This is a genomic window from Amycolatopsis rifamycinica (assembly GCF_000695625.1).
Lineage (GTDB): Bacteria > Actinomycetota > Actinomycetes > Mycobacteriales > Pseudonocardiaceae > Amycolatopsis > Amycolatopsis rifamycinica.
Genome location: NZ_JMQI01000057.1, coordinates 1 through 11,848, shown reverse-complemented (window position 1 = coordinate 11,848; position 11,848 = coordinate 1). Strand labels below are relative to the sequence as shown.

15 protein-coding genes and 1 pseudogene are annotated in these 11,848 nt (G+C 74.0%); 6 read left to right on the top strand and 10 right to left on the bottom strand.

The window, feature by feature from the left end; translation table 11 throughout:
* The first annotated feature begins 1 nt into the window (after position 1).
* Complete coding sequence (locus tag DV20_RS26715; RefSeq protein ID WP_043784945.1) at positions 2–376, top strand: bacteriophage spanin2 family protein; 375 nt, start codon at positions 2–4, stop codon at positions 374–376.
* A 329-nt stretch (positions 377–705) separates the two neighbouring features.
* Positions 706–1,365 (top strand): DedA family protein, encoded by a 660-nt coding sequence (locus DV20_RS43180; RefSeq protein WP_051736133.1) that lies wholly within the window; start codon positions 706–708, stop codon positions 1,363–1,365.
* Here the strand turns inward: DV20_RS43180 and DV20_RS26705 are convergent.
* The 5 genes from DV20_RS26705 to DV20_RS26685 all read right to left on the bottom strand — a co-directional run bounded on the left by DV20_RS26705 (position 1,362) and on the right by DV20_RS26685 (position 6,113).
* Positions 1,362–2,330: an RNA polymerase subunit sigma-70 gene (locus DV20_RS26705; RefSeq protein WP_043784944.1), complete on the bottom strand. Its 969-nt coding sequence runs from the start codon at positions 2,328–2,330 to the stop codon at positions 1,362–1,364. The two genes, DV20_RS43180 and DV20_RS26705, sit on opposite strands and share 4 nt — an antisense overlap.
* The gene (locus DV20_RS26700; RefSeq protein WP_043784942.1) at positions 2,327–2,899 is read right to left on the bottom strand and encodes a maleylpyruvate isomerase family mycothiol-dependent enzyme; all 573 of its coding nucleotides are present in this window, start codon (positions 2,897–2,899) and stop codon (positions 2,327–2,329) included. The genes DV20_RS26705 and DV20_RS26700 overlap by 4 nt, the downstream gene beginning before the upstream one ends.
* The gene (locus tag DV20_RS26695) at positions 2,877–3,662 is read right to left on the bottom strand and encodes an isocitrate lyase/PEP mutase family protein (RefSeq protein ID WP_043784940.1); all 786 of its coding nucleotides are present in this window, start codon (positions 3,660–3,662) and stop codon (positions 2,877–2,879) included. The genes DV20_RS26700 and DV20_RS26695 overlap by 23 nt, the downstream gene beginning before the upstream one ends.
* A complete protein-coding gene (locus DV20_RS26690; RefSeq protein WP_235190965.1) occupies positions 3,655–5,076 on the bottom strand; it encodes a DHA2 family efflux MFS transporter permease subunit in 1,422 nt (473 codons plus the stop codon). The genes DV20_RS26695 and DV20_RS26690 overlap by 8 nt, the downstream gene beginning before the upstream one ends.
* A gap of 86 nt (positions 5,077–5,162) precedes the next feature.
* Positions 5,163–6,113 (bottom strand): helix-turn-helix transcriptional regulator, encoded by a 951-nt coding sequence (locus DV20_RS26685; protein ID WP_043784936.1) that lies wholly within the window; start codon positions 6,111–6,113, stop codon positions 5,163–5,165.
* Positions 6,114–6,176: 63 nt separating this feature from the next.
* Here DV20_RS26685 and DV20_RS26680 point away from each other — a divergent pair, with 63 nt between their 5' ends.
* Positions 6,177–7,328, top strand: a complete 1,152-nt coding sequence (locus DV20_RS26680) for an epoxide hydrolase family protein (RefSeq protein ID WP_043784934.1) — start codon at positions 6,177–6,179, stop codon at positions 7,326–7,328.
* Entirely contained in the window at positions 7,325–7,867 is a 543-nt protein-coding gene (locus tag DV20_RS26675; protein ID WP_043784932.1) for a cysteine hydrolase family protein, read from the top strand. The genes DV20_RS26680 and DV20_RS26675 overlap by 4 nt, the downstream gene beginning before the upstream one ends.
* Before the next feature lie 13 nt (positions 7,868–7,880).
* Here the strand turns inward: DV20_RS26675 and DV20_RS26670 are convergent, their stop codons facing one another.
* The 4 genes from DV20_RS26670 to DV20_RS26655 all read right to left on the bottom strand — a co-directional run bounded on the left by DV20_RS26670 (position 7,881) and on the right by DV20_RS26655 (position 10,045).
* Complete coding sequence (locus DV20_RS26670; protein ID WP_043784930.1) at positions 7,881–8,435, bottom strand: copper resistance CopC family protein; 555 nt, start codon at positions 8,433–8,435, stop codon at positions 7,881–7,883.
* 150 nt (positions 8,436–8,585) lie between these two features.
* Entirely contained in the window at positions 8,586–9,254 is a 669-nt protein-coding gene (locus DV20_RS26665; protein WP_043784927.1) for a hypothetical protein, read from the bottom strand.
* Between the two features lie 6 nt (positions 9,255–9,260).
* Entirely contained in the window at positions 9,261–9,632 is a 372-nt protein-coding gene (locus tag DV20_RS26660) for a hypothetical protein (protein ID WP_043785036.1), read from the bottom strand.
* Positions 9,633–9,676: 44 nt separating this feature from the next.
* Positions 9,677–10,045, bottom strand: coding sequence for a roadblock/LC7 domain-containing protein (locus tag DV20_RS26655; RefSeq protein WP_043784924.1), 369 nt, complete (start codon positions 10,043–10,045; stop codon positions 9,677–9,679).
* 456 nt (positions 10,046–10,501) lie between these two features.
* On the opposite strand from DV20_RS26655, the gene DV20_RS26650 reads away from it, so the two are divergent.
* Together DV20_RS26650 and DV20_RS26645 are read left to right on the top strand one after the other, a co-directional pair.
* Entirely contained in the window at positions 10,502–11,026 is a 525-nt protein-coding gene (locus tag DV20_RS26650) for an RNA polymerase sigma factor (protein ID WP_043785035.1), read from the top strand.
* Between the two features lie 13 nt (positions 11,027–11,039).
* On the top strand, positions 11,040–11,501 hold the full coding sequence (locus tag DV20_RS26645) for a peroxiredoxin family protein (RefSeq protein ID WP_043784920.1): 462 nt from the start codon (positions 11,040–11,042) through the stop codon (positions 11,499–11,501).
* A gap of 10 nt (positions 11,502–11,511) precedes the next feature.
* On the opposite strand, the pseudogene DV20_RS26640 reads toward DV20_RS26645, so the two are convergent.
* Positions 11,512–11,848, bottom strand: a pseudogene (locus DV20_RS26640) (LLM class F420-dependent oxidoreductase); the annotation flags it as partial.

Below are 11,848 nucleotides of genomic sequence, written 5' to 3'. Positions count from 1 at the left end.
CATGCGCTTGATCAACACGGTCCTCGCCGGAGGCCTCCTGCTGACCCTGACCGGCTGCGGCGCGGCAGCCGAGACGGCGGGCCAGGTGAGCAACGCGGCCTCGACGGCCGCGGTCTGCGCGGACGCGGTCCGCATAGCCACGGCCAACCCGGACCTGACCAACCCCCAGGCGGCGGCCGACCGAGCCCACGCGGCCGCGGACGAGCTGACCGGCCTGGCCTCCCGCGCGGCGAACACCACGGCAGCCGACGCGATCAACGGCCTGGCGACGACCCTGCGCGAGACAACACCCGACGACCTGGTGAAGCGGCCGGCGGAGTGGGTCCAGAAGAAGGCGGACCAGGTGGCGACGCTGACCAAGGCCTGCGCCGGATGAGCCCGGCCCGGCCGGGCAAGCCTCGCCTGGCCATCGGGTGGGCCCCGGCTCCGGCTATTCCGGTGAGTTCCCGCCGGGACCGCTCCCGCGCCCGCCCGGGAGCGCCTCCGCCCGGCCATGCCGGGTGAGTCCCGGCCCGGCGCCGGGTAAGCCATGGCCCGGCCGGGCTCGCGGCACGGCCGGGCTCGGCGGGCAAGGGCCGGCCTCACGAGCACCCGCGAACTCCCCGGCAAGCCACCCCTGCCCGCCACCCCCGCCCAAAGCCGCGCCGGCACCGCCCGCCACCCCGGCGACCCCGCCGCACGCGACACCCCACCCCAGGAGCCCCCATGACCACAGCCACCACCCCCACCGCCGCCGGCGAGGAGCTGAGCGGGGTGGCCGGGTGGGCCGTGGGGCTCATGGAATCCCTCGGCGGCCCCGGGGCCGCCCTCGTCGTCGGGCTCGACAACCTCTTCCCTCCCCTGCCCAGCGAACTCGTCCTCCCGCTCGCCGGGTTCGCCGCCGGGCGGGGTGCCTTCAGCCTCGGGGGCGCCCTGTTCTGGACCACCCTCGGCTCCGTCGCCGGTGCCGTCGTCGTCTTCCTGCTCGGCCGGTGGCTCGGGCACGACCGCGCGCGGCGGCTGGTGGGCCGGGTCCCGCTCGTCAAGACCGCCGATTTCGACCGGACCGCCGCGTGGTTCGGCCGGCACGGCGGGAAGGCCGTCTTCTTCGGGCGCATGATCCCCGTCTTCCGCAGCCTCGTCTCGCTGCCCGCCGGCGTCGAACGCATGCCGTTCGGGCGGTTCCTGCTCTACACCACGGCCGGGAGCCTGGTCTGGAACACCGGGTTCGTCGTCGCCGGCTACCTGCTCGGCGAGCACTGGCCGGTCGTCGAGCGGTACGCGTCGCTCTTCCAGTACGTCGTGTTCGCCGCGATCGCCGTCGCCGCCGGCCTGTTCGTGGTCCGCCGCGTCCGGGGACGCAAGCGACGCGACGCACCCCGCTAAAGCCGGTCCGGCAGCCCGGCCGCCGTCACCAGCCCCACGTCGTGGAACTTCACCGCCCGGGAGAAGCGGCCGTCGGTCACCGTGAACACCCACAGCCCGTCGGCCCGCGGGACGCCGTCGGCGCCGGCGTGGTAGCTGGCCGCGGCGGGCTGGCCGTTGGCCCGGGTGGGCAGCAGCCGCACGGCGCCGCCCCGGACGGCGAACGTGCGTTCCATGAACGGCAGGCACACGGCCACGCCGCGGAACCACGTCGGGTGCGGCACGGCTTCGAGGCTGAAGTCGTCCTGGATGACGGCCCGCAGCGCCGCGGTGTCCTCGGCTTCGAACGCCGCGATGTAGCGGTCGAGCAGCGCGCGCTCGTCCTCCGGGCCGAGCGGCTCTGGCGAGCCGTCCAGGTCCAGTTCGTCGAGGCGGACGCGGGCCCGCTGCAGGAGGCTCTTCACGGCGGGCACGCTGAGGCCGAGGACGTCGGCGATCTCGGCGGCCGACCACGAAAGGACTTCGCGGAGCAGGAACGCGGCCCGCTGCCGCGCCGGCAGGTGCTGCAGCGCGGCGACCAGTGCGAGCCGGACCGACTCGCGCCGCACGACGACCTCCCCCGGGTCGCCGAGCACGGCGTCGGGCAGCGGCCCGAGCCACGCGACCGATTCGTCGGCGAAGGCGTGCGCGCCGGGATCGTCCGACGGCGCCCCGAGCCCGGACGGCAGCACGCGCCGGCTGCGGTGGTTCAGCTCGGTGAGGCAGGTGTTGGTGGCGATCCGGTAGAGCCACGTCTTGAGGGAGGACCGCCCTTCGAAGGCGTCCACACCCCGGGCGGCCTTGAGGTAGGTCTCCTGGACGACGTCTTCGGCGTCCTGGTAGGACCCGGTCATCCGGTAACAGTGCGCGACCAGCGCCGGGCGCAGCGAGCCGAACTCGTCGCGCAGCCGCTCCTCGGAAGACACCACACTCTCCTCGTTCGTCATGGACATCGTCGATCATCCCTCCCGAGGGCGGCGAGCAGGCGGACGCCGGGCGGGTGGCCCGGCGGCAGGACGACGGGGTCGGCGAACACGCCCCGGCGGGTGCCGCGGTCGAGCACCGACGGCAGCTCGGCGAGCAACCGGGTGGCGAGCTCGCCGGGGATCGGCCGGGCCGGGTTGGCGTCCCAGCCGTGCACGGCGGCTTCGATGGCGCCCACGACCATCAGCTGGTGACACGGCAGCGGCAGCCCGTCGACGGCGACCGCGCGCCGGCCGCGGAGATCCCGGGCCGCGGCCGTGAGCGCGGCCGCGGCCCGGCCGAGGTCGCGCCGGAGGGACCGGGCGGTGGCCGGCCCGTCCCGCGGCGGCGCGTCGGGCGGAACGGCGCCGGAGACCAGTGAAGTGGCCACGCACTGGAGGGATCGCGTGAGGTGGGCGAGCGCGTCGGCGACGGTCCAGCCGTCGCAGGCCGAGGGGCGGCCGAGGTCGGCGAGACCGACCTCGGCCGCCGACGCGACGGCGTGGTCCAGCGCGGCGGCGAGCAGCACCTCATCGGCCGGCTGCCCGGGCACCCGGTCCCCCCATCCCCGCCGCACGGCGCAGTTCCTCGAGCCCGTCCCGCATCGCCGCCGGCCCCGCGCGGTAGAACCGCGGTCCGAAGGACACCCTGGCGACCCCCAGCGACGCCAGGGTGTCCAAGTCCAGCTCGGGGCCCGTGTTCCCGTTGACCGGCCCGCCCACGCCGGTGATCACCTTCCCGAGGTCGGCCGCGCTCGAAATCCCGATCGGGTACACGCAGTCCGCGCCGGCGTCGCGGTAGAGCCGGCCACGCCGGATCGCCTCGTCCGTCCGCTCCGCCCCCGAAAACCCGCTGTGCGGCAGGAAAGTGTCGATCCGCGCGTTGAGCGCCACCGGGACCCCAGCCGCGTCGGCGGCCGCGCGGATCGCGGCCAGCCGGTCCGCGTGGGCCGCCGCGGGCACCAGTCCCCCGGCCCGGTGGTCGGTGTCCTCGATGTTGCAGCCCACGGCCCCGGTGGCCAGCAGCTCGGCCACGAGCCGGTCCGGCGCCAGGCCGTAGCCCGCCTCCGCGTCCACCGTCACGGGCACCGGCACCGCGCGGGCGATCCGCGCCACCACCGCGAACATCTCCCGCCACGGCGCCCGTTCGCCGTCCTCGTGGCCGAGCGCGTCCGCGACCGCGGCACTCGACGTCGCCACGACCGGGAACCCCGCCTCGACCACGAGTTCCGCGCTCGCCTCGTCCCACGCGTTCGGCAGCACCAGCAGCTTCCCCTGGTGCAGCTCGCGCAGCGAACGGGCCTTCGCCTCAGACATCACCGGACTCCTTCACCACACGGCGGGGAATGAGAGAACCGGCCAGCGCCCCCACCGCGGCGAGGACGGCGCTGACCACGGCGGCGGCCCGGAACCCGGCGGAGAACGCCGTGCTCGACGCGTAGCTGCCGGCCAGCGAGAAGCCGGCCACCAGGATCGCGACGCCGAACGCGCCGCCGAGCTGCCGCATCGAGCTGAAGGCGCCGGAGGCCTTGCCGATGAACTGCGGCGCGACCGACGTCAGCACCGCGCTCTGCGCCGCGGGCAGGCACATCGCGATCCCCGTGCCGGACAGCACGAGCGGCACGGCGATCACCCAGTAGCCGGTCGCCGGCTCGGCGACCAGCGCGATCCAGAGCATGGCGAGGGCGTGCGACCCCAGTCCCAGCACGATGAACGGCCGTTCGCCGAACCGGCCCACCAGCCGGCCGGCCAGCTGCGGGACGACCATCGTCGTCAGGCCCCACGGCGCCAGCCCGAGCCCCGCGGCCAGCGGCCCGAAGCCCAGCCCTTCCTGCAGGAACTGCGCCATGAAGAACACCGCCCCCAGCGCGGAAGCCCAGTGGAAGAAGATCACCGCGTTGCCGGCGGCGAACCGGCGGGAGCGGAACAGGTGCAGGGGCAGCATCGGGTGGGCGGCTCGCCGCTGCCAGGCCACGAACGCGCCGAGCGCCACCAGGCCGGCCACGATCGGCCCGAGCACCGCGAGGCTGGTCCAGCCGGCCGAGTTGCCCTGGACCAGGCCCCACACCACCCCGAACGAGCCGGCACCGGCCAGCACCAGGCCCGGGACGTCCAGCGCCGGGTCCGGGCCGTGGCTCTCCTCGATCCGGGTCAGCGCGAAGTACGCCAGCGCCACCCCGATCGGGACGTTGATCCAGAAGATCCACGGCCACGAGATGCCTTCGACGACCGCGCCGCCGAGCAGCGGCCCGAGAGCCACCGCCAGGCCGCTGACGCTCGCGAAGACACCGAGGGCCTTCGCCCGCAGCTCCGCCGGGAAGGCGGCCCCGAGCAGGGCGAGCGCGAGCGGCATGACGAACGCGGCCCCGGCGCCCTGCAGCACCCGCCCGGCGATCAGGACCTCGACGCCGGGCGCGATCGCGCAGATCAGCGACGCCGCCGCGAACAGGGTCACCCCGGCCGCGAAGACCCGGCGCCGTCCCCAGCGGTCACCGGCCGCCGCCGCCGTCATGAGCAGGACGGCGAAGCTGAGGCCGTAGGCGTTGACCGTCCATTCGAGCTCGGCGACCGACGCGCCGAGGTCGCTTCTGATCGCCGTCAGCGCCGTCGCCACGACCAGCGCGTCGAGGACGACCATCATCGACGCGACCGACGTGGTGACCAGCACCCATCTTCGCCGGGCCGGCCCCGCGTCCGGGGCCACCGGCGTGGGTGAAGTCCTGGTGCGCACTCTGTTCTCCTTGCCTCCGGTGACCGGCGTCCGCGCCGCTTCCGAAGACATGGACTCCGCTCGGCCCCCGGAGGAATCGGTGTCCCTCAGTCCACCGCCCCGCCCAGCCGGGCCGCCAGCGTCCGGACGTGGTCGACGAGCTCCGGCGGCTCGTGCACGCGGAAGCCGAACCCCTTGCCTGCCACGTAGATCGCCAGCTCGTCGAGCGAGTCGGCGCCGGCGCGCAGAGTGCAGCTGTGCTCGTCGATCGACTCCAGCGCCGCGGTCGTGGGGGCGATGCGCTCGGCCGCGGTCTCGGCGCTGACGTACAGGGTGAACCGGCCCTGGTAGCGGTAGGCCGACGTCGAGATCGCCCGTGAGGTGTAGCCGCCGAGGTCGGGGTCCGGCGGGGTGCGCGGGGTGAACCGCGGCCCGGTGGGCGTGCGGGGATCGAGGCGGTCGACGCGGTAGGTGCGCCAGTCCGCGCGGTCGACGTCCCAGCCGACGAGGTACCAGCGCCGTCCGGTGTGCACCAGCCGGTGCGGCTCGGTGGTGCGGAAGCTTTCGGTCCCGTCGTGGGCCCGGTAGCCGAAGCGCAGCCGCACGGAGTCGCGGACGGCGGCGGCGATGGCGGTGAGGGTGTCCGGGTCGGCGGTGGGGCCGGTGTTGGCCAGCGGCACCGTCGCCGACCGCAGGGCGTTGATCCGGTGCCGCAGCCGCGACGGCAGCACCTGCTCGAGCTTGGCCAGCGCGCGCACCGACGTCTCCTCGATGCCGGTGATCGAGCCGCCGGCCGCCGTGCGCAGCCCCATCGCGACGGCGACGGCCTCGTCGTCGTCGAGCAGCAGCGGCGGCAGGTCCGCGCCGGCGCCCAGCCGGTAGCCGGCGATGCCCGCGGTGGCCAGCACCGGGTAGCCGAGCGCGCGCAGCCGCTCAATGTCGCGGCGCACCGTCCGCGGGGTGACGTCGAGGCGCTCGGCCAGTTCCGCCCCGGACCAGTCGCGGCGGGTCTGCAGGAGCGAGAGCAGACGCAGCAGCCGTGCCGAGGTTTCCCGCATGCGGTTCAGTCTGCCCGTCGGCTAGGACCGAATCTGGCCTAACCGGTTCCTACGGTGGGGAACATGCAGAACAACGAAGAAATCCGGCCCTTCACCATCGACGTCCCGCAGGCCGGCCTGGACGACCTGCGCGACCGGCTCGCGCGCACCCGCTGGGGGGCGGACCTGCCCGGGGTGGGCTGGAGCCGCGGGGTGCCGGTGAGCTACCTCGAGGAGCTGGCCGGGTACTGGCGCGACGGCTACGACTGGCGCGCCCACGAGCGGAAGCTGAACGAGTTCCCGCAGTTCGTCACCGAGATCGACGGCCAGGACATCCACTTCCTGCACGTCCGCTCCCCCGAGCCGGCCGCCCTGCCGCTGATCCTGATCCACGGCTGGCCCGGGTCGATCGTGGAGTTCCTGAACGTCATCGGCCCGCTGACCGATCCGCGTGCCCACGGCGCCGGCCCCGCGCGGGCGTTCCACCTGGTGATCCCTTCGATCCCCGGCACCGCCTTCTCCGGGCCGACCCGCGAGGCGGGCTGGGACACCGGCCGGATCACCCGGGCGTTCGCCGAGCTGATGCACCGGCTCGGCTACGACCGCTACGGCGCTCAGGGCGGCGACACCGGCGCGGTCGTCGGCCCGGGACTCGGCCGGCTCAACCCGGACCAGGTCGTCGGCGTGCACGCCAACGGGCTCGCCGCGTTCGGCGGGCCGGACGAGGGCGCCGAGCTGACCGAGGCCGAGCAGGCGCGGCTGCGGCACTTCGAACACCTGCGGACCGAGCAGTCCGGGTACGTGGCGATGCAGACGACCCGGCCGCAGACGCTGGCGCACGGGCTGCACGATTCGCCGGTGGCGCAGCTGGCCTGGATCGTGGAGAAGTTCAAGGAGTGGACCGACCCGGCGGCCGAGCTGCCGGAGGACGCGGTGGACCGGGACCTGCTGCTCACCAACGTGATGCTCTACTGGCTGACCGGCACCGGCGGTTCGGCGGCCAACTGCTACTACGAGACCGCGCACGCCGGCGCGTGGGGCGCGAGCGAGCGGTCCCCGGTGCCGACCGGGGTCGCGGTGTTCCCGCTGGACGTCTCGATCCGCGGCGCGCTCGACCGCGAGCACACGATCGTCCACTGGTCCGAGTTCGACCGCGGCGGCCACTTCGCGGCGATGGAGGCACCCGATCTGCTGGTGCGGGACGTCCGGGAGTTCTTCGGCAAACTGGGGGCATGAGCGAAGCACTGATCGTCGGTGACCTGCAGCGGGGCATCACCGGCCGGTTCGCGTTCACCCGCCGGGTGCTGGCCCCGGTGACCGCGCTGCTGCCGCGCGTGCGGGCGGCGGGTGCGCTCGTCGTGCACGTCCAGACGGCGTTCCGGGTCAACCGCGCGGACCTGCCCCCGGACGACGCCCTGTTCGCCGCCTTCTTCGAAGCGGGCGAGGTCTTCCACGAGGGCTCGCCCGGCATCGAGCCGGACCTGCCGGTGCTGCCCGAGGACGTGATCGTGCGGAAGCGCCGGGCGAGCGCCTTCGCGGGCACCGACCTCGACCTCGTGCTCCGGGCCCGCGGTGTCGCCAAGGTGACGATCGCCGGGGTGGCCACGAGCGCGATGGTCGCCGCCACGGCCTACGACGCCGCCGACCGCGGTTACCGCGTTTCGGTGCTGGCGGACGGCTGCGCCGACGAAGATCCCACGGTCCACGAGTTCTTCACGACACGGGTCTTCCCCGGCCGTGGTTTCGAAGTCCGCGACTGCGCCGGCTGGTCGTGACCCGCCGCGGCCGCTACGGCCTGCGCCGCAGCAGCCGCAGCGCGACGGCGGCCGCGGCCACCACGACCGCGACGGCGGCGACGACCCACACCCAGGCCGGAACGCTGCTGCCGATTCCGCCCGCCGGTTCCGGCGTCGGCGTAGGCGTCGCGGACGCGGCATCGGCCGGTGAAGCCGGCGCGGCAGAACTGGCCGCGACGGGTGCGGTGAGGGTGAAGTGCACCGCGGCCGTCACCTTGTCGCCGTCGTCCGACACCACCTTGTACGTCAGCGTGTAGGCACCCGCCGGGCCGGACGGGGTCACCGGGGCCGTGATCACCGCGTCGACGACCGACGGCGTTCCCACGGTCCACTTCGCCCCGTCCGGGCCGGTGACCGAGATCGGGTCCGGCTGCAGGGTGACCGGCTCCTCGAAGGTGAGCTGGATCTCGCGCGGCGGGGCGGCGAGGCTCGCGCCTTCGGCGGGCGAACTCGACTTCAGCTCGGTGTGGGCCGACGCGGGCCCGGCGAGCAGCAACACGCCGGAGAGCGCGAGCAGGAAGGCTCCGGACAACCGGGCGATCTTCATGCGGGTTCCCTCGATCCGATGGTGGCCGTCGACGTCCGTACCGGAGCAGTCTCGCAGGACGCCCGGCCGGACACGGTCACCGGATCGGCTGGTCCGCGCCGACCGCGCGCCGGCCCGGCCGACGGCGGTACACCGCGTTCCGGCCCCCGGTCACGGGGACACCTCCACCTCCATTCCCATGATCCGCGTGGTCCGGCGCCGCCGGAGCCAGCCGCGGGCCGGGCCGCCGTCCGGGATCTCCGACAGGAACGCCCTGCGCTGCGCCGCCGTCGCCGCGCGCCAGCGCATCGCCAGCACCGGGCGGACCGGCGCGATGTACGCCCGCACCCGTTCGTGCGCGCCGGCCAGCCGGGTCTCGTACTCGCGGTCGGGCCGGTAGGCCAGTTCCAGGTCGATCAGCGGTGCGGCGCCGCCCGCGTGGTGGTGGCAGCGCGACAGCATCCGCGCGAGTTCGTCCATCGCGCCCCGCACGCGGCAGGGCATCTGGTCCTGCCAGCGGCCGAGCCGCGGGACGGACGCCGGCGCGGCGGTGACCTCGTCGGCGAGCACGACCAGGGCCCGGATCCCCGATCCGGCGAGTTCGACGCGGATGCGCCGCCCGTTGGCGTCGACGAAGAAGCGCGGCACCCGGCCGGCCACGACGGTGCCCGACCGCCGCCGGACCCACTCCTCGACGGCGTCGGGCGACGGACAGGACGACACGAACGTGAACGCCAGCTGGTCTCCGGCGAGGTTCATCGTCACGGGGAACAGGGATCCGATGTCGTGCACGAACGCCGAGCCGATCACGAGTGCGGCGCGGGAGCCGCCTCCGGTCATCCCCGGCTACACCTGCAGATCCGTTTCGATGCGTTTGAGGTAGTGCCGGGCCAGCGCCAGGTTCGCCCGGTCGCGGTCCAGCACCAGGTACAGGAACAGCGAATTCCGGGAACCGACCGAATTCATCAGCCGGATCAGGTGGTACTGGCGGTGCAGCGTGATCAGGATGTCCTCGATGGAATCGTTGAGCGCCAGCGAGGACATGACCCGCAGTTTCGACCGGACGACCTCGGTGTTCCCGGCCGCCGCGACCTCCAGGTCGAGCCAGTCGCCACCGCCGCTGGTGCCGAGCGACATGCCGCTTTCGTAGTCGACCAGCGCGACGCCGACGGCGCCGCTGATGGCCATGGCTTCCTTGAGTGCCGTGTCGATGTTCATCATGGTGCTGCTTCCTCTCGGTGAACGGGTGGCCGGCCGGTCGGCTACGCGGCCAGGATCGAGCCGATCCGCTCGATGACGGGCCGGGATTCGAACAACAGGCGCCCGACGTTCAGGCCCTTGTCCCCCAGCACGACCATCAGCGCGAGCCGTCCGATGGCGTAGACGGCCATGTACCCTTCGCTGCCGAACACCACGGTCTGGTGGAGCGTTCCCCTGCCGGTGATTTCGGCGGCCTGCCGGGCGATCCCGAGATCGGCCGGGGCGAGCGCGGCGATCTTCGCCGGATCGATGTCGTCGGCGGCGTCGGCGATGATGGGGATGCCGTCGACCGCGGCCAGCACCGTGTCGGTCACCCCGGCGACCGTTTCCCGCAGGCTCCGCAGCTCGCCGGCCAGTGCTTCGAAGTCCAAGACTCTTTCTTTCTGCTCCGGAATTGCGGGAGGCGAGTGGCGGAAGAATCAACCATTCGGGTTGCTCTTCGCGGCACGACCTTACCGTCGTCATTACTTTCGCCCAACCAGCGCCGGAGCCCGAATTTCAGCGTCACACGATCGAGTGAAACAAATTTCGGGCCGTAACAGAAATACGTAACCATGTCCATTGATCACGAACCCGGCGATTTCGATGTTCGGCGTTCCCAGGCGCGCGGCGGGAAAGGCCACGACGCGACGGGCCCGGGCGGCGGCGCACGCCGGCGAACCTCGCCGCGAGCGGGTGGCGGCCCCGGAGCGGCCCGGGCCCGCACACGCTGAGCGACGGGATCCGCGCCCCGGTCATCCCCTGTTCGGCGGCTTGCGCCGCCGGTGAATCCTTTCGGGGAGCCGGCGCCTCTTATGGGGGTGATCACCTCGACCGGAAGGGAAGCGATGGGTTGGGTCAGCGAGCAGCTCGTCGAAGCGGCGCAGGGTGGCGACCTCGAGTCGATCACCGCGGTCGTGCACGGAGCCCACCCGCACGTGCGGCGCTTCGCCGACCACCTCTGCGCGTCGCCGCAGGACGCCGAGGACGCGGCGCAGGAGGCCCTGCTCGTCCTCTACCGCAAGATCGGGACCCTGCGGGCCTCGGCGGCACTGGCCTCGTGGATGTTCCGGATCGTCCGGCACGAGTGCCTGCGCCGCGCCCGGCGTCTCCTCGAGGACGCCGCCGACCCCGGCTTCGCCGCTTCAGCCGAAGACGAGGTGCTCAGGCGGCTCGAAGCCGAGCGCGTCGCCGAAGCCATCCGGGCCCTGCCCGACGTCCAGCGCCGCGTGCTCGTCATGCGCGACGTCCTCGGGCAGCCGGGCCGGACGGTCGCCGCCACGCTCGGGCTGAGCACCGCGGCGATGAAGTCCCACCTGCACCGGGCCCGGACCGCGGTCCGGGCCCGGTTGCACGGCTCCCCCACCCTCTGAAAGGAAGTGCCCCGTGCTCGAAGCCGGCTCGCCCGCCCCGCCACTGGAACTGGAAGACACCGACGGGCGGACCGTCCGCCTCGCCGACCACCGGGGCCACGCCGTCCTGCTGTACTTCATGCGGTCGACGACGTGCCCGGTCTGCCGACGGCACGTCCGCGCCCTCGCCGGGGACACCGCCTTCGCGGCCGCCGGCGTGCGGGTGCTGATCGCCGTCCCCGAGGACCGCGCGACGGCGGCCGCGTGGCGGGCGAAGGACGAGGTCCCGTTCCCGGTCCTCACCGGCCGCCGCGGCTCCCCGCACGAGCTGGTCGGGCTCGGCCGGGCCGTCTTCGGCGCGCTGCAGCGGTCCGGCAGCGTCCTCGTCGACGCCGAGGGGGTGGTCCGCCACGCGCACAGCGCCACCCTGCCGACCGGCGGCTACGACCGGGCGGGCATCGCCGCGGCCGTCGCCGCGCTGGGTGCGCCGGCCTGACGCCGCGGTTTCAGCGCAGCGGCTCGAGCGCCTTCGCCAGCGGCTCCAGCACGGCCGGGGTGTGCGGCGGCGGCAGGTACACGATGGCCAGGTCCACGCCGGCTTCGCCGAGCGCCTCGGCTTCGGCGGCGACCTTCGCGTAGTCGAGGTCCGGGTCGAGCCGCACGTGCGAGGACAGCGTGATCTCGGCCGGGTCGCGGCCGACGTCCGCGCAGTGCCGGTGCAGGACGTCCCGCTTGCGGGCGAACTCCGCGGGCGTCCCGCCGACGAAGTTCCAGTGCTGGGCGTACTTCGCCGCCGTGCGCAGGGTGCGCTTCTCGCCGCTCCCGCCGATGCAGATCGGCGGG

Excerpts from the sequence above, each read along its gene's own strand:
- DV20_RS26715 (WP_043784945.1), top strand. The coding sequence starts at position 2 with ATGCGCTTGATCAACACGGTCCTCGCCGGAGGCCTCCTGCTGACCCTG.
- DV20_RS43180 (WP_051736133.1), top strand. The coding sequence starts at position 706 with ATGACCACAGCCACCACCCCCACCGCCGCCGGCGAGGAGCTGAGCGGG.
- DV20_RS26705 (WP_043784944.1), bottom strand. The coding sequence starts at position 2,330 with ATGACGAACGAGGAGAGTGTGGTGTCTTCCGAGGAGCGGCTGCGCGAC.
- DV20_RS26695 (WP_043784940.1), bottom strand. The coding sequence starts at position 3,662 with ATGTCTGAGGCGAAGGCCCGTTCGCTGCGCGAGCTGCACCAGGGGAAG.
- DV20_RS26685 (WP_043784936.1), bottom strand. The coding sequence starts at position 6,113 with ATGCGGGAAACCTCGGCACGGCTGCTGCGTCTGCTCTCGCTCCTGCAG.
- DV20_RS26680 (WP_043784934.1), top strand. The coding sequence starts at position 6,177 with ATGCAGAACAACGAAGAAATCCGGCCCTTCACCATCGACGTCCCGCAG.
- DV20_RS26675 (WP_043784932.1), top strand. The coding sequence starts at position 7,325 with ATGAGCGAAGCACTGATCGTCGGTGACCTGCAGCGGGGCATCACCGGC.
- DV20_RS26670 (WP_043784930.1), bottom strand. The coding sequence starts at position 8,435 with ATGAAGATCGCCCGGTTGTCCGGAGCCTTCCTGCTCGCGCTCTCCGGC.
- DV20_RS26665 (WP_043784927.1), bottom strand. The coding sequence starts at position 9,254 with ATGACCGGAGGCGGCTCCCGCGCCGCACTCGTGATCGGCTCGGCGTTC.
- DV20_RS26660 (WP_043785036.1), bottom strand. The coding sequence starts at position 9,632 with ATGAACATCGACACGGCACTCAAGGAAGCCATGGCCATCAGCGGCGCC.
- DV20_RS26650 (WP_043785035.1), top strand. The coding sequence starts at position 10,502 with ATGGGTTGGGTCAGCGAGCAGCTCGTCGAAGCGGCGCAGGGTGGCGAC.